The 20,978-nt window shown below is 63.8% G+C and carries 24 protein-coding genes and 1 pseudogene; 16 read left to right on the top strand and 9 right to left on the bottom strand.

Annotation, left to right across the window (positions count from 1 at the left end; genetic code table 11):
• Positions 1-12 precede the first annotated feature (12 nt).
• From SUTH_RS07220 to SUTH_RS07180, 8 genes are all read right to left on the bottom strand, one after another.
• Entirely contained in the window at positions 13-909 is an 897-nt protein-coding gene (locus tag SUTH_RS07220; RefSeq protein WP_041098226.1) for an MBL fold metallo-hydrolase, read from the bottom strand.
• 10 nt (positions 910-919) lie between these two features.
• On the bottom strand, positions 920-1,789 hold the full coding sequence (locus SUTH_RS07215; protein WP_197539663.1) for an HDOD domain-containing protein: 870 nt from the start codon (positions 1,787-1,789) through the stop codon (positions 920-922).
• Positions 1,790-1,829: 40 nt separating this feature from the next.
• Positions 1,830-2,735 carry a TauD/TfdA family dioxygenase gene (locus tag SUTH_RS07210; RefSeq protein WP_041098224.1) on the bottom strand — a complete coding sequence of 302 codons (906 nt, stop codon included), beginning with the start codon at positions 2,733-2,735 and terminating at the stop codon, positions 1,830-1,832.
• 6 nt (positions 2,736-2,741) lie between these two features.
• Positions 2,742-3,347 (bottom strand): hypothetical protein, encoded by a 606-nt coding sequence (locus SUTH_RS07205; protein WP_041098222.1) that lies wholly within the window; start codon positions 3,345-3,347, stop codon positions 2,742-2,744.
• 145 nt (positions 3,348-3,492) lie between these two features.
• Positions 3,493-3,831 carry a TusE/DsrC/DsvC family sulfur relay protein gene (locus SUTH_RS07200; RefSeq protein WP_041098220.1) on the bottom strand — a complete coding sequence of 113 codons (339 nt, stop codon included), beginning with the start codon at positions 3,829-3,831 and terminating at the stop codon, positions 3,493-3,495.
• Positions 3,832-3,860: 29 nt separating this feature from the next.
• Positions 3,861-4,343 carry a sulfurtransferase TusA family protein gene (locus SUTH_RS18980; RefSeq protein ID WP_052473401.1) on the bottom strand — a complete coding sequence of 161 codons (483 nt, stop codon included), beginning with the start codon at positions 4,341-4,343 and terminating at the stop codon, positions 3,861-3,863.
• 36 nt (positions 4,344-4,379) lie between these two features.
• Positions 4,380-5,012, bottom strand: coding sequence for a type I-MYXAN CRISPR-associated protein Cas6/Cmx6 (cas6, locus tag SUTH_RS07185; protein WP_148312872.1), 633 nt, complete (start codon positions 5,010-5,012; stop codon positions 4,380-4,382).
• Positions 5,009-5,248 carry a DUF6967 family protein gene (locus SUTH_RS07180; protein ID WP_052473398.1) on the bottom strand — a complete coding sequence of 80 codons (240 nt, stop codon included), beginning with the start codon at positions 5,246-5,248 and terminating at the stop codon, positions 5,009-5,011. Before SUTH_RS07180 ends, cas6 begins: the two co-directional genes overlap by 4 nt.
• A 184-nt stretch (positions 5,249-5,432) precedes the next feature.
• Here SUTH_RS07180 and dsrA point away from each other — a divergent pair, with 184 nt between their 5' ends.
• From dsrA to SUTH_RS07100, 16 genes and pseudogenes are all read left to right on the top strand, one after another.
• Positions 5,433-6,728 carry a dissimilatory-type sulfite reductase subunit alpha gene (gene dsrA / locus SUTH_RS07175; protein WP_041098218.1) on the top strand — a complete coding sequence of 432 codons (1,296 nt, stop codon included), beginning with the start codon at positions 5,433-5,435 and terminating at the stop codon, positions 6,726-6,728.
• A 92-nt stretch (positions 6,729-6,820) separates the two neighbouring features.
• Positions 6,821-7,894 carry a dissimilatory-type sulfite reductase subunit beta gene (gene dsrB / locus SUTH_RS07170; RefSeq protein ID WP_041098216.1) on the top strand — a complete coding sequence of 358 codons (1,074 nt, stop codon included), beginning with the start codon at positions 6,821-6,823 and terminating at the stop codon, positions 7,892-7,894.
• 23 nt (positions 7,895-7,917) lie between these two features.
• Positions 7,918-8,277, top strand: coding sequence for a sulfurtransferase complex subunit TusD (gene tusD / locus SUTH_RS07165; RefSeq protein ID WP_041098214.1), 360 nt, complete (start codon positions 7,918-7,920; stop codon positions 8,275-8,277).
• Position 8,278: 1 nt separating this feature from the next.
• Complete coding sequence (gene tusC, locus SUTH_RS07160; RefSeq protein ID WP_041098212.1) at positions 8,279-8,650, top strand: sulfurtransferase complex subunit TusC; 372 nt, start codon at positions 8,279-8,281, stop codon at positions 8,648-8,650.
• A gap of 14 nt (positions 8,651-8,664) precedes the next feature.
• On the top strand, positions 8,665-8,961 hold the full coding sequence (gene tusB / locus SUTH_RS07155) for a sulfurtransferase complex subunit TusB (protein ID WP_041098210.1): 297 nt from the start codon (positions 8,665-8,667) through the stop codon (positions 8,959-8,961).
• Between the two features lie 60 nt (positions 8,962-9,021).
• On the top strand, positions 9,022-9,357 hold the full coding sequence (locus tag SUTH_RS07150; protein WP_041098208.1) for a TusE/DsrC/DsvC family sulfur relay protein: 336 nt from the start codon (positions 9,022-9,024) through the stop codon (positions 9,355-9,357).
• 132 nt (positions 9,358-9,489) lie between these two features.
• Positions 9,490-10,215: a respiratory nitrate reductase subunit gamma gene (locus SUTH_RS07145; protein ID WP_041098206.1), complete on the top strand. Its 726-nt coding sequence runs from the start codon at positions 9,490-9,492 to the stop codon at positions 10,213-10,215.
• Positions 10,216-10,217: 2 nt separating this feature from the next.
• Positions 10,218-11,816 carry a sulfate reduction electron transfer complex DsrMKJOP subunit DsrK gene (dsrK, locus tag SUTH_RS07140; RefSeq protein WP_231851113.1) on the top strand — a complete coding sequence of 533 codons (1,599 nt, stop codon included), beginning with the start codon at positions 10,218-10,220 and terminating at the stop codon, positions 11,814-11,816.
• 27 nt (positions 11,817-11,843) lie between these two features.
• On the top strand, positions 11,844-13,820 hold the full coding sequence (locus tag SUTH_RS07135; RefSeq protein WP_041098204.1) for an NAD(P)-binding protein: 1,977 nt from the start codon (positions 11,844-11,846) through the stop codon (positions 13,818-13,820).
• 110 nt (positions 13,821-13,930) lie between these two features.
• Complete coding sequence (locus SUTH_RS18355; RefSeq protein ID WP_052473396.1) at positions 13,931-14,311, top strand: hypothetical protein; 381 nt, start codon at positions 13,931-13,933, stop codon at positions 14,309-14,311.
• Positions 14,308-15,090, top strand: coding sequence for a sulfate reduction electron transfer complex DsrMKJOP subunit DsrO (gene dsrO, locus SUTH_RS07125; protein ID WP_084207294.1), 783 nt, complete (start codon positions 14,308-14,310; stop codon positions 15,088-15,090). Before SUTH_RS18355 ends, dsrO begins: the two co-directional genes overlap by 4 nt.
• A gap of 1 nt (position 15,091) precedes the next feature.
• A complete protein-coding gene (nrfD, locus tag SUTH_RS07120) occupies positions 15,092-16,285 on the top strand; it encodes an NrfD/PsrC family molybdoenzyme membrane anchor subunit (RefSeq protein ID WP_041098202.1) in 1,194 nt (397 codons plus the stop codon).
• Between the two features lie 144 nt (positions 16,286-16,429).
• A complete protein-coding gene (locus SUTH_RS07115; RefSeq protein ID WP_041098200.1) occupies positions 16,430-17,848 on the top strand; it encodes a cobyrinate a,c-diamide synthase in 1,419 nt (472 codons plus the stop codon).
• Positions 17,836-18,180 (top strand): HesB/IscA family protein, encoded by a 345-nt coding sequence (locus SUTH_RS07110; protein ID WP_041098198.1) that lies wholly within the window; start codon positions 17,836-17,838, stop codon positions 18,178-18,180. Before SUTH_RS07115 ends, SUTH_RS07110 begins: the two co-directional genes overlap by 13 nt.
• Before the next feature lie 239 nt (positions 18,181-18,419).
• Positions 18,420-19,163, top strand: a pseudogene (cobA, locus tag SUTH_RS07105) (uroporphyrinogen-III C-methyltransferase); the annotation flags it as partial.
• 151 nt (positions 19,164-19,314) lie between these two features.
• Positions 19,315-20,715, top strand: coding sequence for an EAL and HDOD domain-containing protein (locus SUTH_RS07100; protein WP_052473394.1), 1,401 nt, complete (start codon positions 19,315-19,317; stop codon positions 20,713-20,715).
• 26 nt (positions 20,716-20,741) lie between these two features.
• Here SUTH_RS07100 and SUTH_RS07095 read toward each other — a convergent pair whose 3' ends face one another.
• Positions 20,742-20,936: a hypothetical protein gene (locus SUTH_RS07095; RefSeq protein ID WP_041098194.1), complete on the bottom strand. Its 195-nt coding sequence runs from the start codon at positions 20,934-20,936 to the stop codon at positions 20,742-20,744.
• Positions 20,937-20,978: the final 42 nt, after the last annotated feature.

Raw genomic sequence — 20,978 nt, 5'->3', positions numbered from 1 at the left:
GCGCCCGCGCTGTTACAGGACCAGTTCCAGTCCCTCGCGGGAAAGGACAATCTCCGGCTCGCCGGCGCCCCCCGGCACATGACCCGCGCTTTCCAGTGCCGCGGCAAAGGCGCGTTCCAGATCGGCATCCGAACGCGTCGGCTCGTGATGCGTGCATATCAGTTTCTTCACGCCCAGCCGGCGTGCCCAGGCAATGTTGCCTTCCAGCGTGCCGTGCCCCCAACCGACCTTGGCCGGATACTCGGCCGCCGTGTAGGAACTGTCGGCAATCAGCACATCCAGCCCGGCCAGGGCCCTGTCGAGCTGCCCCTGCTGCATCTCGACCATCTGCTGGAACTCGGCGTATTCGTCATCCTCCGGCGCATAGATGTTCGGCCACGGTTCGTGGTCGCCGGTAAAGAAGACCGACTTGCCGTTGCAGTCGACGCGATAGCCGAAGTTGACCACCGGATGATTGAGCATGAGCGGCGTCACCGTGGCATCGCCGACGCTGACCGGCTCGCCGATGTTCAGCGTTTCGTATTCGATGCCCGCGCGCATTTCCGCTTCGCGCACCGGGAAGTAGCTGTACTGCAGTTGCACCTCCATCACCTGGTCGATGCCGCGCCCCGAAACGATGTCGAAACCGCCGTGGATGCGCACCGAGTTGCCGGGAATGTAGAGCGGCGTGAAGAAGGGCAGCCCCTGGATGTGATCCCAATGCGTGTGGGTGATGAAGATATTGGCCTGCACCGGCAATTGCTTCAGCAACTCCTGCGCCAGCGGAAATATGCCGGTGCCGGCGTCGAGGATGATCAGCGCGCCGTCGTCGCCGCGCACTTCGATGCAGGTCGTGTTGCCGCCGTAGCGGATGGTGTGCTGACCGGGCGACGGTATCGAGCCGCGCACGCCCCAGAAGCGCACCTTCATGAAACTGCGCTCACGCCTCTTTGCCTACCTGGGCAAACAGCATCGCGTCCTCGACGATCTTGTCCAGCGAACCGAGCTTGACCACGATCGCCTCCATGTCGTCGCCGAAGCGTTGCGGCGCGGCCGGCGCCTCGGTTTCGCGCCAGGGATTGCCGCTGTCGCCGATATCGCGGTAGCGCACCAGCTGATCCGCCACCCGCAGACAGTCCATCATCGCGGAAGGCTCGGCCTCTGGATTGTGGTGGTCGCGAATGCAGTCCACCAGGTAGTCGGGAAACGCCCAGCGCTTGGCCAGCAGGGCGCCCACCAGGCCATGGTCAACGCCGATGACTTTCTGCTCAGCCGCATGCAGCGGCACTGAATTCTCGAACGAATACATCAGCGCGCCGCGAAACTCTTCCGCCAGAAACTGGGCAAAGACCACCTTGCCGAAGTCGTGCAGCAAGCCCGCGATATAGCAATCGCCCGGATCGGCCTCGCCCTTGGCGAACTGGGTCGCCAGCTGGCGGGCGGTACCGCCGACCACCAGCGAATGCAGCAGGTAGCGCTGGACGTCGAAGCCCGCCGCGTTCATGCGCGGCAGGATGCCCACGGCGGCAAAACCCAGCGCCAGGTTCTTGATGGTATTGATGCCGAGATAGACCACCGACTGGCTGACCGAGGTGATCTTCGACGGCAGGCTGTAGTAGGCGGAATTGATGACCTTGAGGATCTTCATGGTCATCACCGGATCCTTCTCGATGACGGCCACCAGTTCCTTGGGCAGGCAGTTGATGTTGCGCGTGAGTTCGAGAATCTTCTGCACGGCACGCGGAAATGCCGGCATCCGCTCAACGGCCATGCCCAGCTTGCGTTCGAGTTCGGGAGTCAGCGCGCTCAATTCATCGACCTCATCAGGATGGCCGATTATAGCTACCGAATCAGTTGGCGGCGCACCCCGGCCAGGGAGTGATTCTTTCGTGGTAGCGCGCACGATACAGCAGCCGGTGCCGCTGCGGCGCATCGACAAAGCCGGAGCGGTCATGCAGCACATTGTTGCAGACCAGCCCCATCCCCGGCTCCAGGCGCCCGTGCAGGGTCCAGGGCGTCGAGCCGGCAAGGATGCGCGCCAGCGCCGCGACGGCGGCCTGCGTGGCGGCATCATTGCGCCATTCGATGCTGATGGTGCGCGCCGTGTAGCGCATGTGCAGGAAGCCCGCGCCATCGACCGAGAACACCGGCCCCGGCTGGGCGGCGCGGGCTTCACCATTCTCGTCATTGCGCGGCGGAATGATCATGGCGTCGACCTGCGACAAGGCCCGGATATGGTCGGGATTCTCGTCGCGCAGCAGGATGTAGGCGATCTCGTGGTCGAGCAACTGATTCTCGCCGCCGGACTCGGCGCTTTGCACGCAATGCAGGATCAGGCCGCGCACGGTGCGCTCGGGCAGGTTGTAGTAACCATCCGTGTGCCAGCGGATCGGCTTGTCGGTGTAGGGAATGAATTCCTTGCGCTCGCCGCGTTGCTCGACGCCCGTTACCGAGATCGGCGAAATCGCGTCGTCGTCGGTGAGCCAGTGGCTGTCGAGGCTATGCAAGCCAAGCTGGGTACCGAGCCGGCGCGGAATTTCCTTGTCCGCGTCACCCACGGTGTTGCTGGTGTAGATGGCCATGTTGGCGGTGGCGCAGCGCTCCAGCAAGGCATCGCGCTCGCCGGCGCGCAGCGCGCGCGGATCGTCGAGCGGCACCAGGATGTCCTCGATGCGACGCGGCGCGGAGTCGAGCTTCTGCTCGCGCCACTGGCGATAGCTCGCGACATCGTCGAGATCGAAGGGACCGTGCCGCATTGTTGTTTATTCGCCGGAAACGCCGTGTTGCGGGCGCCGACTTTTGGCTTCGGGATGGAACAGGCCGGCCAGGGTCTTTTCCAGGGCCTTGATCGCTTCGGGCGATTCGATTTCCATGACCTGGTCGACCGCCCACAGGCGATCCTTCTCCGGCAGCACTTCCTTCAGGCAGGCGGCAAAGCAGCGGCGAAAACCGAAGTCCGGCCCCTGCTCGGTGTAGCCGTGGTCGCCATATTCGGGGCCGCGCCGATTGAACAGATCGAGAAAATATGCATGGCACTTTCCCGGCGCCACGTCGTAGAGCAGCATTTCGCGGTTGTCATCGACCGCCGCCGCCATGCGCTGGGCCAGCGCGGTGGTGAATTCCATGCGCTGTTCGGGCGTCAGCTCGCGATAGGCGATGCGATCCGCCGCCAGGGCGAGGAACACCATGAACTCGCAAACGAAATCGAAATAGGCGTCGCCGATATCGATGTCGTAGTCGGCCTCGCGCATGCGCTTGATCGAATCGATCGCCAGCTTCCACCCCAGCACCGCAATCACGCCGGCGAGCTCCGTCATCGAGCGCGGCTTGCCACCGGTGTGAAACGTGGAGCGGATGCGGACGGCCATCGACCTTAGGCCGCGACTATTGGAAAAGGCAAAAACCTTACCGCGGAGGCGCAGAGGCGCAGAGAAAATCCACGCAGAGGAAAGCAAAAAGCCTTTCTCTGCGAATCCTCTGCGCTTCTGCGCCTCCGCGGTGAAGGATTTGAATTCAATAGCCTCCCTTGCCCTTGGGCTGGGGAAGTCCCGCGACCTTGCAGCCCTGCTTGGCGGCGCCGCCATCGGGGAACAGGTCGAACAGCAGCGCGCTGTCGGCTTCGGGCAGGTCGCCCTCTTCCTGCAGGCCCTTGATCAGGTTGCGCATGTTCGGCGTGTGACCGTCTTCCTTGAACTTGGTGCGCAGGTAGTCGACGACCTTCCGGTGCTGCTCGGTCAGCGTGATGCCGCAAGCGTCGGCGATGACCTGCACCGCTTCCTCGCTGAAATCGGGCTCCAGCAGGTAGCCGTAGTCGTCGACTTCTTTTTCAACTCCATTGATGGTGTAGCTCATCGTGATCTTCTCCCTCTGGTTTGCTCAAGTCATTTGCGGCGCAGATAAAACTCGTGCACGCCGCGTCCGGATTCATGTGAAAACACCAGGTCGGCCGCGCCGGCCCTGGCCCAGGACGTGATGTCATCGGCCGAACCGGGGCAATCGCTGACCAGTTGCAGCACTTCGCCGGCCTTCATGCCGTCGAGCAGCTTCTTGGCCTGCACGATGGGGCCGGGACAGGACACGCCACGCATGTCCAGCGTCACGTGCGCCATCGGCGTGGCGCTGGCGCTGCCGGCGCGCTGGATCAGGTAAGCAGTTTTGCCGTCCGCCTGCTTCTGGCTGCCGAGCACGACGTTGCCGGTGACTTTCGCCCAGGCGAAGAGGTCGTCGGCGGTACCCGGACAGTCGGAGATCAGGCGCAGCGTCTGGCCGGGCTGCAGATCGTCGATAAGCTTTTTCGCGCCCAGCAGCGGCGCCGGACAGGGCAGGCCGCTGACATCGAGCGTCACGGTGGCAAGTTCAGACATGAGGTATCTCCTCGTTTGGTTTTAGTGATGTGATGATCAATCGCCGCCGACGGCGGCGACCGATTTATGTGGAATGAACAGGCCGCATCCCAGCACGCGATGCGCGCCGAGGCCGGCCTCCTGCACGGCGAGGGAATCGGCGGCACCCATGCCATGCAGCATCAGGCTGAAACCGCGCACCACGCCTTCCGCGGTGTGCAGCTCGCGTGCCTTGCCGGTGATCAGTTGCGGCTTCAGGCCGCGCTCCGCCAGCAAGGAGGTGCAACGCCCGAGGAACTCCATCTCGTCATCCGCGCCGACGCTGACGAAATGCGAATACACCACGCCCCGCGCGGGAAGCAGCGGCCGCACGCTGCTCGCGCCCAGGGTCAAGGTGGCGTCCTCCAGATCGAGCCGGACGCCGGCCAGAGAGTCGGCGCTGGCGACACGGCGTATCGGCAGGCGCAGGACCAGCCGGCTGCGGCGACCGACGAAACTCTTGCCATCGCTGCCGCGCGCCAGGCCCGTCAGCGGCAGGATGCCGGCTTCCGGCTCTTCGTCGAACCAGGGCAAGGCGCGGCGTACCGCGAGGGACAAGGCATAGACATGGTCATCGCCCACGGTGCCGTCTTCGAGCGAAAACACCACGTCGGCCATCACGGTGGAAGCCTCATCCGTGGCGTAATTCACGTCGCCGCTCCTTCCTTGCCGGTCTCGGCAGGCTGCGCCGCGGCCCAATCGCCGAGCACCTTGCCCCAGCGCGCCGCGGTGACCGGATCGATGTCGAAAATGGTGAAGCGGCTGCCCTCGCGAATGCGCGTACGCAGCAGCGGCATGCCGCCGGATTCGAAGACGAACTGCTGCAGTTCGATCTCCTGGTTGCCGATCGGCACGCGGAATTTGTCGAGCGAGGTAACGGTATCCAAGGATTTTCCTCTTTGTGGGGGCGGACTATCGCATCTGCGGCGGGTCAACAGCCATCACCGCGTGGGAGTGCAAGCCTATACCCCTTTTGGGTAGGTGTAATTACCTTCCGGGAGTATGGTTTGTGCACCGCACAGACTCATACCATCCTTCCATCGAGTTACCCCGACCACGAGGAGAATCCACATGGCCAAGCCCATGCACCCAACACCGAATCTGGATCAACTGGAAAGCGGCCCCTGGCCGAGCTTTGTTACCGGCTTGAAGCGCCTGGCCAAGGACAAGGATTACATGGTCGACGTTCTGGGCCACCTGGAGCACTCCTACCAGACCCGCAAGGGCTACTGGAAGGGCGGCACGGTCGGCGTCATCGGCTACGGCGGCGGCGTCATCCCCCGCTTCACCGAAATCAAGAATGAAAAGGGCGAGGCCGTCTTCAAGGATGCCGCCGAATTCCACACCCTGCGCATCATGCCGCCCCCCGGCATGCACTACGACACCAATACCCTGCGCAAGTTCTGCGACATCTGGGACAAGCACGGTTCCGGCCTCATCGCGCTGCACGGCCAGTCCGGCGACATCATGATGCAGGGCTGCACCACCGAAAACGTACAGAAGGCCTGGGACGAGATCAACGAAATGGGCTTCGACATGGGCGGCGCCGGTCCGGCCGTGCGTACCTCGATGTCCTGCGTCGGCGCCGCGCGCTGCGAGCAGTCCTGCTACGACGAAGCCAAGGCGCACAAGGAAGTGATCAACGCCTTCCTCGACGACATCCACCGCCCGGCCCTGCCCTACAAGTTCAAGTTCAAGTTCTCCGGCTGCGGCAACGACTGCATGAACGCCATCCACCGCTCCGACATGGCCGTGATCGGCACCTGGCGCGACAACATCCGCACCGACGCCGAAATGGGCAAGAAGTGGTTCGCCAAGCACGGCATGAACGAACTGGTCAATGATGTCGTCTCCCGCTGCCCGACCAAGGCCCTGCAGATCAAGGACGCCAAGGACGTGCGCAAGGACGCCCACATCTCCTCCGTCGCCCTGAACGACAGCCAGTGCCTCGAAATCGACAACAAGGACTGCGTCCGCTGCATGCACTGCATCAATGTCATGACGGGCGCCCTGGCCCCCGGCAAGGACAAGGGCGCTTCGATCCTGATCGGCGGCAAGAGCCACCTCAAGATCGGCAGCCTGATGGGCACCATGGTGGTTCCCTTCATGAAGCTCGACACCGACGAGGACTTCGAAAAGCTGGTCGAACTGGCCAAGACCACCATTGACTTCTTCGCCGAAAACGCGCTGGAGCACGAGCGTACCGGCGAAATGATCGAGCGCATCGGCCTGGTCAACTTCCTCGAAGGCATCGGTCTCGAAATCGACGCCAACATGGTGACCCAGCCGCGCATGAATCCCTACGTCCGCACCGACGGCTGGGACGACGAAGTGGCCAAGATCAACGCGAAGAAGGCCGCCGCCTAAGTCCCGCAGCCCTGCCCGACGGTGTCAAACCCGCCGGGACAGGTTGCGACTACATACCCCTGATATCAATACCGACATTTCCGGAGACAAACATGGCTCAAGCTCAGCGTCGAGCAGTCGAGAGTGGCGTACCTGATGCCGCCCCCTTCATGCATCCCACCCTGCTCAAGAACAAGGGCAACTGGAAGTATCACGACCGTCCGCGTCCCGGCGTCCTGCACCACGTTGCCCACTCCGGCGACCAGGTGTGGTCCGTGCGCGCCGGCACCCAGCGCCAGATGGACACCTACACCATCCGCACGCTGTGCGACATCGGCGACAAGTTTGGCGAAGGCTTCGTCCGCTTCACCATCCGCTCCAACATCGAGTACATCGTCGCCGACCAGAAGAAGGTCGATCCGCTGATCGCCGAACTCGAAAAGCACGGCTTCCCCGTCGGCGGTACCGGCAACTCCATGTCGATGGTCGCCCACACCCAGGGCTGGCTGCATTGCGACATCCCCGGCACCGACGCCTCCGGCGTGGTCAAGTCGATGATGGACGAGCTCTATCACGAGTTCAAGAACGAAGAGCTGCCCAACCGCCTGCACCTGTCGACCTCCTGCTGCGAGATCAACTGCGGCGGCCAGGCCGACATCGCCGTCATCATCCAGCACACCAAGCCGCCGAAGATCAACCACGACATGGTCGCCAACGTCTGCGAGCGTCCCACCGTGGTTGCCCGCTGCCCGGTCGCGGCGATCCGCCCGGCCATGGTCAATGGCAAGCCGACGCTGGAAGTCGACGAGAAGAAATGCATGTGCTGCGGCGCCTGCTATCCCCCCTGCCCGCCGATGCAGATCAACGACCCGGAGAACTCCAAGCTGGCGATCTGGGTTGGCGGCAAGAACGCCAACGCGCGCGGCAAGCCGCAGATCATGAAAATGGTCGCATCCGGCCTGCCCAACAATGCACCGCGCTGGCCCGAGGTCAACAAGGTCGTGGGCGACATCATCAAGGCCTACAAGGCCGATGCCCGCCCCTGGGAGCGCATGGCCGACTGGATCGACCGCATCGGCTGGCCGCGTTTCTTCGAAAAGACCGGCCTGCCCTTCACCAAGTACCTGATCGACGACTGGCGCGGTTCCCGCACCAACCTGAACGCCTCGGCCCACATCCGCTTCTGAGCTCTTTCGAGGAAAACCAGCTCATGAAAATTGCAGTCACCATCAACGAAGGGCCTTACCAGCACCAGGCGAGCGATTCCGCTTACCTGTTCTGCAAGGCCGCGCTGGAGAAGGGCCACGAGATCCGTCGCGTGTTCTTCTACAACGACGGCGTGAACAACGCCTCATCGCTGACCGAGCCGCCGCAGGACGACCGCAACATCGTCGCCCGCTGGTCCAAGCTCGCCGAGGACCACAAGCTCGACCTCGTGGTCTGCGTTGCCGCGGCGCTACGCCGCGGCATCCGCGACGAAAACCTGGCCGCCGGCTTTCGCATCTCCGGACTCGGCCAGCTGGTCGAAGCCGGCATCGAAGCCGACCGCCTCGTGACTTTTGGAGACTGACATGAGCGAAGGCGCCATCAAGAAGTTCATGTTCGTCAATCGCAAGGCCCCCTACGGCACCATCTACGCGCTCGAATCGCTGGAAGTGGTGCTGATCACGGCGGCCTTCGACCAGGACGTCAGCCTCGTCTTCATGGACGACGGCGTATTCCAGCTGAAAAAGGGACAGCAGACCAAGGGCATCGAGAACAAGAACTTCTCGCCGACCTACCGCGCCCTGGACGGCTACGACATCGAGAAGCTCTACGTCGAAGAGGAAGCCCTGGCCGCCCGCGGCCTCACCGAAGACGACCTGCTGGTCGACGTCACCGTCATGTCGCGCGCCGATCTGGGCAAGCTGATGGACGAGATGGACGTCGTCCTCAGCTTCTAAGGGAGATACAAAGAATGCTGCACATCGTCAATAAATCGTCCCTCGAACGCAACACGCTGGAGTCCTGCCTGCGCGTGGCCAACGGCGGCGCCATCCTGCTGATCGAGGATGCCGTCTATGCCGCCACCAAGGGCAACGTGGCAGAAATCAAGCTGCGCGACGCGCTGTCGCGCTTCAAGGTCTATGCCCTGGCGCCCGATCTCGAAGCGCGCGGCATGGGCGACCGCGTCATGGACGGCGTCACCACCGTCGATTACGGCGGCTTCGTCGACCTCGTCGCGGAACACAAGAACTGCCAATCGTGGCTGTAACAATCCGGCTGTAACCGACATCGCATACCCCACGCATCACCCTTCACCAAGGAGACACTCATGTCCAGCATCGAAGTCAACGGCAAGTCCTACGAAACCGACGAAGAAGGCTACCTGGTCAACCTCGCCGAATGGAACGAAGAAGTTGGCGGCTACCTCGCGCAAACCGAAAACGTCACGATGACCGACCAGCACTGGGAAGTCATCAACTTCCTGCGCGACTACTACAACGAATTCCAGATCGCCCCGGCCGTGCGCGTGCTGACCAAGGCCATCGGCAAGAAGCTCGGCCCGGAAAAGGGCACCAGCCAGTACCTCTACGACCTGTTCCCCTACGGCCCCGCCAAGCAGGCATGCAAGATCGCCGGCCTGCCGAAGCCGACCGGCTGCGTCTAAGGGAAGCAGCGAACCGAAAAACGACTGATTGGGGTAGGCGCCGGCTGTTGGTCCTCCTTGTGCCGTCCGGCGCCGCTTTTCCCGATCTTTCCTTTCTCGCCCGCAGATATTGACCCGAGTATTCCCCGACCGATGAATCTTCTCTTCGCCCTGTTGTTCTACGTTGCCACGCTGATCCTGGTGGGCGGTATCGCCTACAGGATCTACGACTACGCACGCACGCCGGCGCCACTGAAGATTCCCACCACCCCGGCACCGACCACGAGCGGCGGCGTCGCCTTCCGCATGTTCCGCGAAGTGGTGTTTTTCGAAAGCCTGTTCAAGTCCAACCTGTGGATCTGGGCACTGGGCTGGACTTTCCACCTCGGACTGGCGCTGGTGCTGCTGCGCCACCTGCGCTATTTCACCGAGCCGGTGAATTTCATCATCGCCTTCATCCAGCCCTTCGGCATGTATGCCGGCTTCGCCATGGCCGCCGGCCTCGCCGGGCTCTGGGCGCGACGCTTCCTGGTCGAGCGCATCCGCTACATCTCGACCCCCTCCGATCACCTGATGCTGGCCCTGCTGCTCGGCATCGCCGTCACCGGCCTGCTGATGAAATTCGTCATGCATACCGACATCGTCGCCGTGAAAACCTTCTTCCTCGGCCTGATGGTGTTCGAAATCAATCCGCTGCCCTCGCATCCCGGCCTCTACCTGCATCTGGGCATGGTCGTGCTGCTGATGATCATCTTCCCGGTCAGCAAGCTGCTGCATGCGCCCGGCGTATTCTTCTCGCCGACCCGCAACCAGGTCGACAACCCGCGCGAGACGCGCCACCTGGCGCCCTGGGCCGCCAAATTCGAGGCGAAGAACTGATCATGGCCGACGAAACTACCCCAGTCGCCGTAGCGCCAGCGCCGACTCCCGCACCGGCGGCCAAACCGGCTGAAAAGGCCAAGGTCGTCGCTCCCGCCTTCCGCGAGTATCCGACCATCCCGGCCTTGCAGGTCGACGCCATGGTCGAGTCCAATCCCTATGTCGCCGCCGCGGTGCATAACGAGTCGGTCGGCTTCCCCGGCACCCTGGTCGATGGCTGGGAGCAGAAGGCCGTCGCCAAGATGGGCGAACTGCTCGGCAAGTACCGCTCGCTCAAGGTGTACATGGACGCCTGCGTGCATTGCGGCGCCTGCACCGACAAGTGCCACTATTTCATCGGCACCGGCGACCCGAAGAACATGCCGGTGGCGAGACAAGACCTGATGCGCTCGGTGTATCGCCGCTATTACACCCTGCCCGGCAAGCTGTTCCCGAAACTGGTCGGCGCGCGCGACATGACCAAGGACGTGCTCGACGACTGGTTCCGCTACTACAACCAGTGTTCCGAGTGCCGCCGCTGCTCGGTGTTCTGCCCCTACGGCATCGATACCGCCGAAGTCACCATGGCGGCCAAGGAAATCATGCACAGCGTGGGTCTCGGCCACAAGTATGTGAACGAGATCATCGGCAAGGTGCACAAGATCGGCAACAACCTCGGCCTGCCCGGCCCGGCGCTGGAAAACACGCTGGAAGGTTTGGAAGAGGACGTACTGGAAGACACCGGCGCCGCGGTCAAGTATCCGCTCGACGTCAAGGGCGCTGAAGTGCTGCTGGTCACGCCCTCGGCCGACTTCTTCGCCGAGCCGCACGTCGATAGCCTGATCGGCTACGGCAAGGTGTTCCACGCCGCCGGCATTTCCTGGACGCTATCCTCCAAGGCTTCGGAAGCCGGCAACTTCGGCATGTTCATCGGCAACTACGAGCAGATGCAGAAGATCGCCATGCGCGTGCGCGAAGCCGCGCTGGAACTCGGCGTCAAGCGCATCGTGGTCGGCGAGTGCGGCCACGCCTGGCGCGTCGCCTACGCCTTCTGGAACACCCTGACCGGCATTGGCGCCGGCGCCAACGACCCCTTCGCCATCCAGTTGCAAAAGCAGCTCGACCCGAACTACAAGCAGCCTTCGCACATCTGCGAAGTGACCTGGGACCTGATCCAGGCCGGGCGCCTCAAGTTCAACAAGGAAGCCAACGATCACCGCATCATCACCTTCCACGATTCCTGCAACGTCGCCCGCGGCTCGCGCATGGGCGACTACGCCGGCGGCCAGTTCGACATTCCGCGCAACATCATCCGAGCCGTGGCCAACCACTACGTCGACATGTCGGAAGCCACCACGCGCGAAAAGACCTTCTGCTGCGGTGGCGGCGGCGGCCTCTTGACCGACGAGCTGCTCGACCTGCGGGTCAAGGGCGCGCTGCCGCGCATGGAAGCGCTGAACCGGATCGTGCAGGACAACGGCGTCAATTTCATGGCCACCATCTGCGCCATCTGCAAGGCCCAATTTACCAAGGTGCTGCCCTACTACGGCTTCAAGATGAGCATGGTCGGCGGTGTGCACCAACTGGTCAGTACCGCGATCGTGCTCAACAACGAGCAATGACGAACAAGATATCAATGGAGACCTCTCATGTCCGCCACGCCTGAAACCACCACCGAAAAGCTGACCTTCCGCCGTTACAAGGAAGGCGACACCAAGGTCAAACGCTGGCAGGAAAAGATTTTCCAGGCCAGCTACTCCTACAAGTGTCCGACCTACGTCCAGTCGACCCCGCCCTGCCAGGGTTCCTGCCCGGCCGGCGAGGACATTCGCGGCTATCTGAATATCGTGCGTGGCATCGAAAAGCCGCCCGCGGGCGTCATGGGCGCCGACGGCAAGCCGATGAGCTGGCAGGAATACGCCTGGCGTCGCCTGACCGAAGCCAATCCGCTGCCTTCCGTGATGGGCCGCGTCTGCCCCGCCCCCTGCGAAACCGGCTGCAACCGCAACCAGGTCGAAGACCATGTCGGCATCAACTCGGTCGAGCATTACCTCGGCGACTGGGCGATCCAGAACAACCTCAAATTCAAGGCGCCGGAAACCAGGACCGGCAAGAAGGTCGCCATCATCGGCGGCGGTCCGGCCGGCCTCTCCGCCGCCTACCATCTGACCATGAAGGGCCACAGCTGCACCATTTTCGACGAGCATGAATTCCTCGGCGGCATGATGCGCTACGGCATCCCCGGCTACCGCACGCCGCGCGACACGCTCGACGCCGAAATCCAGCGCATCCTCGACCTCGGCGTCGAAGTGCATCTGAAGACGCGCATCGGCACGCACGTCAGCATGGAACAACTGCGCGAGAGTTTCGACGCGATCTTCCTCGGCCTCGGCGCCCAGGCCGGCCGCGCCCTGCCCATCCCGGGCGACGCCGAAGCCAATTCCGCATCCAACGTCGTTACCGCCACCGCATTCCTCAAGGCCTTCAACGACGGCCGCCTGAAGACCGTCGGCCGCCGCGTGGTGGTGGTGGGCGGCGGCGACACCTCGATGGACGTCGCCACCGTCGCGCGTCGCCTCGGCCACATCACCCAGGCCAAGCCCACCGACTGGGAAGGCGCGATCGCCGGCCAGATGGCCCAGGACGTGGCCGACGTCTCCCTGCGCCAGGGTGCCGAAGTCACCCTGACCTCCGTCTACATGACCGCCAGCAAGCCCGAAATCGAGCACGCCCAGGCCGAAGGCATCACCATCATGGGCGGCTGGATGCCGATCGGCGTGGTCAAGGGTCCGGACGGCCGCGCCACGGCGCTGCGCGTCATGCAATGCGAAGCCAAGATGGTTTCCGGCCGCCTCGACATCAAGAAAATCGACGGCACCGAAAAGGAACTGCCGGCCGACCTGATCGTCTCCGCCATCGGCCAGGCCGTCGATTTCACCGGCATCGAGGAATTCAATTCCGGCAAGGGCATGGTTGCCGCCGACAAGAACTACCAGGTCACCGGCAAGCCCGGCGTCTTCGCCGGCGGCGACGTGATCCGTCCCCACCTGCTGACCACCGCGGTCGGCCACGGCGCGATTGCCGCCGACGGCATCGACCAGTTCCTGGCCGGCGTCGAACCCGGTCGCCGTCCCAAGATCGACGTACATTCCTTCGACCTGATGCGCAAGTACGTCGAGAAGGGCGTGACGCTGGGCGAAATCAAGGAGCCGCTGCGCGGCACCTGCGACGACAAGAACGCCGTGCACAACTACGAGAACCGTTCCGACCGCTACGTCATTCCGCACGACCAGCTGTTCCTCGGCCACTTCCAATACACGGACCGCAACAAGCGCCACATCACGCACCTGACGAAGGAATCGGCGCTGGGCAACTTCGACGAGCGCCTCGACCCGCTGACCGAAGCGCAGGTGATCGCCGAAGCCAAGCGCTGCATGAGCTGCGGCCAGTGTTTCGAGTGCGACAACTGCGTCGTGTATTGCCCGCAGACCGCCGTCTACAAGGTCAAGAAGACCGAGACCATGACCGGCCGCTACGTCGCCACCGACTACGACAAGTGCATCGGTTGCCACATCTGCGCCGACGTCTGCCCCACCGGCTACATCCAGATGGGATTGGGTGAGTGAGCCTCAAACCCTTACCGCAGAGGCGCAGAGGCGCAGAGGATGCGCAGAGAAATGCAAGCGCCTTTGCTTTTCCTCTGCGTCGCCTTTCTCTGCGCCTCTGCGCCTCTGCGGTGAGACTCTGTCTTTTCGTCCTTGCCGCAATCGCCGTCTCGCCAGCGCCGACTCTTGCCGGCGACGGCGCGCGCACCGCGAAGCCGGTGATCGAGATCGCCAATCCCGGCAAGTGCGTGGCACCGGCCGAGGAAATGCGCCGCAACCACATGGAAATGCTCAAGCACCAGCGCGACCGTACCCTGCGCCAGGGCATCCGCGGCGAGCCGGCCTCGCTCAACGCCTGCATCGAGTGCCACGCCAGCAAGAAGACCGGCTCGGTGCTGGGCGGCAATGAAAACTTCTGCCAGAGCTGCCACAGCTATGCCGCGGTGAAGCTCGACTGCTGGGATTGCCACCAGCCCAAGGCCGGCTTCAAGGCAACCGGAGTGAAACCATGACGGCCCCGCAAACCCCCGACAGCAATCCGCGCCGTGCCTTCATCGCCGCCGCCGGTGCCGGTGTCGCCGGCCTCGGCTTCACGGTGATCGCCCCCGGCCTGCACCTGATGGCCGTCGCGAGTGACGCCAATGCGGCAAACGCCGCGACCGAAGCCCGCAAGGCCGGCACCGCCGCCTCGCCCGCCGTGCGCTGGGGCCTGCTGATCGACGCCACCCGATGCGCGCCCGGCTGCACCAAGTGCATCGACGCCTGCCACACCGAAAACGGCGTCAGCGAGAAGCTGCCCGATCCGCGCCAGAACTCGCAATGGATCCGCAAGATCGAACTCACCGATCGGCGCAACGGCAAGAAAACCGAGCTGCCGATGATGTGCCAGCACTGCGCCAACCCGCCCTGCGTCGATGTCTGCCCCACCGGCGCCTCGATGAAGCGCGCCGACGGCATCGTGCTGGTCGATCGCCACACCTGCATCGGCTGCCGCTACTGCATGATGGCCTGCCCCTACAAGGCACGCTCCTTCGTCCATGCGCCGCTGACCGAACAGAACCCCGAAGTGCCGCGCGGCCAGGGCTGCGTCGAATCCTGCACGCTCTGCGTGCATCGCGTGGACAAGGGCCAGCAGCCGGCCTGTGTCGAATCCTGCCCCGAGGGCGCGATGCTGTTCGGCGACCTCAACGATCCCGCCAGCGCGATTGCCAAACGCATCGCCAGCGTGCCGACCACGCAAGTTCGCAGCGACCTGCGCCTGAATCAAGGCGTCCGTTACCAGGGCATCTAACATGGCTACCCTCAACCCCCGCCACGAAGAAGGTCTCTTCTACCTGCTGGCCGCCATCGGCGGCGCGGTATCGGCCATCGGCGTCGCCGCCGCGCTCTACATGGAACACACCGGCCATGTCGTTACCGGCATGAACAACCAGATCGTCTGGGGCCTGCCGCATGTCTTCGCGATCTTCCTGATCATCGCCGCCTCGGGCGTACTCAACGTCGCCTCGATGGGCTCGGTCTTCGGCCGCGTGCTCTACAAGTCGCGCGCACCGCTCTCCGGCCTGCTGGCGCTGGCCATGATCAGCGGCGGCCTGGCGGTGATCATGCTCGACCTCGGCCGCGCCGACCGGCTGATGGTGGCGGCGACGCACTTCAATCCGACCTCGGTATTCGGCTGGAACGTGATCCTCTATCCGGTCTTCTACGCCTTCGTCGCGGTCTATCTGTGGACCATGATGGAACGGCGCATGAACCCCTACACCAAGATCGCGGGCTTCGCGACCTTCGTCTGGCGCGTGATCCTGACCAGCGGCACCGGCTCCATCTTCGCCTTCCTCGTCGCGCGGCAGGCCTACGGCACGGCGCTATTGGCGCCGATGTTCATCATCATGTCCTTTGCCTGGGGTCTGGCCGTCTTCCTCGTCGTGCAGTCGACCATGTACGCCTGGAACAACCTGACGCTGCCGCCGCTGATCCTGCGCCGCATGAAGAACCTGCTGGGCACCTTCATCGCCGCCGTGCTGTACTTCACCATCGTGCTGCACCTGGTCAATGCCTATTTCGCGAAGAACATCGCCTTCGAACATTTCATCCTGTTCAACAGCGAGTTCGCCAGCATGTTCTGGGTCGGCCAGATCCTGATCGGCACCCTGCTGCCGCTGGCCCTTCTGTATCTGCCGGCCACCGGCTCGCGGGTGCTCTGGGTCAACGTCGCCGCCCTGCTGGTGATCGTCGGCGCCTACTTCCAGCTCTATGTCTTCATCATCGGCGGCCAGGCCTTTCCGCTCGACATCTTCCCCGGTTACGACGTCAAGAGCAGCTTCATGGATGGCGCGGTCGATCATTACGCGGCCAGCCTGCCCGAATTCCTCCTGGCAATCGGCGGCCTCGGCATCGCCTTCACGATGACCACCGTCGGCGTGCGCGTGCTGCATTTCCTGCCGCAAGACGACATCGCCGAACTCGAAGCCGCCGGCAGCGACTGAAATGCGGTGAAAAGGCTTAACCGCAGAGGCGCGGAGGCGCTGAGGATGCGCAGAGAAAGTCCAAGGCATTTGCTTTTCCTCTGCGTCGCCTTTCTCTGCGCCTCTGCGCCTCCGCGGTAAGGTTTGGGTTTTACCATCCCCCCCATGCATCGCTTCCTGATCTCTGCCGCGCACAAGTCCTCGGGCAAGACCACCATCAGCATCGGACTCGCGGCGGCGCTGAGTTCCGGCAAGCACGGCCAGCCGGCACGCACCGTGCAGCCCTTCAAGAAAGGGCCCGACTACATCGATCCGCTGTGGCTCTCGGTCGCCGCCGGGCGCCCCTGCTACAACCTCGACTTTTTCCTCTCGCCCGACAGCGAACTGCAAGCCCAGTTCGCCCGCCACGGCCATGACGCCGAAATCTGCCTGATCGAAGGCAACAAGGGCCTCTACGACGGGCTCGACCTCGACGGCTCGAACAGCAATGCGGCGCTCGCCCGCCTGCTCGACCTGCCGGTGGTGCTGGTGCTCGACGCGCGCGGCATGACACGCGGCATCGCCCCGCTGATCCTCGGCCACCAGGCCTTCGACCGCAACATCCGCATCGCCGGCGTGATCCTCAACCGCCTCGGCGGGCGCCGCCACGAAGCCAAGCTGCGCGCCGTGATCGAGCATTACACCGATGTCCCGGTGCTCGGCGCGGTGCAGGAAGACCCCGAACTGGCGCTGGTCGAGCGCCACCTGGGCCTGATGCCGGTAAACGAAACCGCCGAAGCCGAAAGGCACATCGCCGCGATCGGCGCACGCATCGCCGCGCAAGTCGATCTGAATCGCCTGCTGGAAATCAGCCGGACCGACGCCGCCCTCGCGCCGCCCGCGGCGCAGCCGCGCAGCCACGAAAAACCTGTGCGCATCGCCGTCGCCCGCGACGCCGCCTTCGGCTTCTACTACGCCGACGACCTCGCCGCGCTGACGGCCGCCGGCGCGCAAACCGTGTTCTTCGATACCCTGCACGATACCAAGCTGCCGCCCTGCGACGGCCTGCTGATCGGCGGCGGCTTTCCCGAGTGCTTTCTCGATCAACTGGAGGCCAACACCGCACTGCGCGCCGACGTCCGGCGCGCCATCGAGGGCGGCCTGCCGGCCTACGCCGAATGCGGCGGCCTCATGTACCTGGCGCGCAGCATCCACTGGAAGGGTCGCAGCGCCGAAATGGTCGGCGTGATCCCCGGCGACATCCGCATGCACGACAAGCCCGTCGGCCGCGGCTACGTGATCCTCGAACCCAACGCCAACCACCCATGGCGCGGCGCTGGCAGCGACGGCACGCCATCGCTGCGCGCCCACGAGTTCCACTATTCGAACCTCTACGACCTGCCGGCCGATACCCGCTATGCCTATGCCGTAAAGCGCGGCCACGGCATCGACGGCCACCACGACGGCGTCCTGCGCCACCGGCTGCTCGCCTCCTACACCCACCTGCGCGCCACCAGCGGTTGCGACTGGCCGGCGAAATTCGTCCAGCACGTCCGCGACTGCATGACCAACGACTATAAGGAAACCACCCCATGTTCGCCCTGACCCCCGCCGCCGCCGAGCAGATCGCCCGCGCCGCCGATGAACAGCCCGACGCCGGCCCCCAGCCCATGCTGCGCGTCGCCGCCAAGATCGACGAAAGCGACGGCGAACTGGTCTATGGCATGGGCTTCGACGACGAGCGCGAAGACGACCTGGTGGTCGACGCCGGCGGCGTCCCGATCCTGATTTCGCCGCACAGCCAGCCCCTGCTGGAGAACACCACGCTGGATTTCGCCGAAGTCGCACCCGGCGAGTTCCAGTTCATCTTTCGCGGCGGCTGCAATGCGCCGGCGTCAAAACAAGGCTGTGGAGGCTGCGGCGGCGGTTGTTCCTGATCAAGCATCAGCTCGCCAAGCTGAGGTAGCATTCGCTGTCCATTAACCTGCAAAAAATTAGATTCGCAGATTTCGCAGATTGACGCAGATTTGGCGGCGTGCTACCTGACCAAGTCGTATCGCCTGGCGGACGGCCATCGCCGTTGGTCTCCGCATTGTTCTCTTTGGGTAATCTGCGTAATCTGCGCAATCTGCGGATTCAACCGAGATTTTTTATGAAACCTACTCCTGCCCAACCCGGCTGGGTCTATCTGGTCGGGGCCGGTCCCGGCGACCCCGAATTGCTGACCCTCAAGGCCGCGCGACTGATCGGCGAAGCCGATGTCCTGGTCTATGACAACCTCGTCTCCAAGGCCGTGCTGAAGCTCGCCCGTGCCGACGCCGAGCTCATCTACGCCGGCAAGGAACGCGGCAACCACTCGCTGCCCCAGGAAGAAATCAACGAACTGCTGGTGCGCCTGGCCAAGACCGGCAAGCGCGTGGTACGCCTCAAGGGCGGTGACCCCTACATTTTCGGCCGCGGCGGCGAAGAGGTCGAAACCCTGCAAGCCGACGGCGTCCACTTCGAAGTGGTTCCCGGCATCACCGCGGCCGCCGGTGTCGCCTCCTATGCCGGCATTCCGCTGACCCATCGCAACCACGCCCAGGCCTGCGTCTTCGTCACCGGCCACCTCCAGGACGGCAGCATGAACCTGGACTGGCCCGGACTGGCCCGCCGCCGCCAGACCGTGGTGATCTACATGGGCCTGTCGGGCCTGCCGCACCTGTGCGCCAAGCTGATGGAACACGGCCTCCCCGCCGACTGGCCCGCCGCCATCGTGCAGCACGGCACGCAGCCCACCCAGCGCACCATCACCGGCACGCTCACCACGCTGCCGGCCCTGGCCGAAGCCGCCAACCTGCGCGCGCCGACCCTGATCATCGTCGGCGAAGTGGTTACGCTGCGCGACAAGCTGCGCTGGTTCGAAGAACGCTGCGACTAATTGCCGCATCGGTGCCGGGAGTCGGCGCCGGCGCTACGGCGAATCGGGGCGCGCGAAGCATCGCGGCATCGTTGATTGTGCTTCAAGGGCATGCATGAGAAAAATATCGGTTATTTTCCCTTCCTGACCTCGACAACTTTCCGGCCACTCAATGCTTCGATTTCTGCGACACCTGGTGGGTGGGTCCGCCAAGCCCTCGGACGATCTGCCCACCGTGCGCGAACAGGCGTCGCGCAATTCCAGGGACATCGCCGGCCCGAATGCCGCTGCCTCGCCCATCGACCCGGACGACACGCCGAACTCCTTCGTGCGTCGGGATGCCGTACTCGATCATTCCGAAAAAATCGCCGGCTACGAATTCTCGCTGCTGACCACCTTGCGGGACCGGCTGCATCGGCGCGGCGGAATGGCGAGGCGCACCTATGACGCCGCCCTCCTGACCCGCCTGGCCGCCCCCGGCGCCACCTCGCTCCTCGGCCATCGGCTGGCCTTCGTCAATCTCTCGGCCGAGTCGCTGGACAATCGCCTGATCGACCAGCTTCCGCCGCAAAACACCGTGCTGATCCTCGAAACCACCGAGCAGGCAATCGATTCGGAACACATTGCGGCGCGGCTGGCCGAACTCAAGCAGAAAGGCTTCGCCTGCGGCTTGAGGGTTCACGATGCCGCCGACGCCGCCCGCCCGGCAATGGACGGACTGGATTTCATCCAGATCGACGTCACGGCCTTCGACGGCATCGACCTGAAATCACTGACCGCCGAATTCAAGAAGAAAAAAACTGCCGCGGCACTATCGCCCCGGCTGGTCGCGCGCGACGTGCAAAGCCATGACGACTTCCAGTTCTGCGACAAATGCGGCTTCGAGTTTTTCCAGGGGCCCTTCATCAACAGCCGCGAAAGCCTGCGTCCCGCCGGCGGCGGCATCAATCGCATCGTCGTGCTGCCCATCCTGAACATGGTACGCAGCGACCAGAGCTTCGCCCTGATCGCCGACCGGCTCAAGAACGAACCGACGCTGACCTACAAGCTGCTGCGCTATCTCAATTCGCCCGCAATGGGCCTGCAGCAGCCGATCGACAGCCTGACCCAGGCGCTGGTGCTGATCGGCCGCGAAAAGTTCTATCGCTGGCTGTCGCTGCTGCTCTTCGACTTTGCCAACCCCACCTACCACGAACGCGCACTGGCCGAACGCGCGCTGGCCCGCGGCCGCACCCTCGAACTGCTTGCCGGCAAGGGGCGCATTCCCAAAGCCCCCGACCATCTGTTCCTCATCGGATTGTTTTCCCTGCTCGACGTGGCGCTGGGCCTGCCCCTGCAAGAACTGCTCGAAAAGGCCACCCTGCCCGACGCCGTGCGCGAGGCCCTGCTTGGCAAACCCGGCGCCCACGCCGACGCGCTGGCATTGGCGATCCTGGGCGAAGCAGATGCCGCGGCGCTTCCGGAGCAGATGGCGCAGGCACTCGCGCGCTGCGAACTCGCCGACGCCGCCTACACCGCGGCGGCTGCCGAAGCCCTTGTATGGGCAAGCCAGGCGCTCGGCGACACGGAGTAGCGGAAGATCGCGATCCGCATCACCCCTCAAGCCATCGACGACAGCGCCGCGGCCAGATCCGCGTTGTCATCCTTTGGATGAGGATGGATGACAGTCCTGCCTCGTTCTTCATGCATTCCCGCGGCAATTTCCTGCTTCTTTTGCGCTACCCATTTGCATAATGGCTGAGCAGCAAGAAACGCATGGAACTGATCCTTGTCTTCTATCATCAACTTGGACATTTCTTGATCCCCGGTTTTCCCTGGCGACATTGTCCTACAGTC

Source organism: Sulfuritalea hydrogenivorans sk43H (assembly GCF_000828635.1).
In the GTDB taxonomy this organism is placed as follows: domain Bacteria; phylum Pseudomonadota; class Gammaproteobacteria; order Burkholderiales; family Rhodocyclaceae; genus Sulfuritalea; species Sulfuritalea hydrogenivorans.
The sequence above is the reverse complement of the archived record's forward strand: the minus strand, read 5'-3'. Positions and strand labels throughout refer to the sequence as shown.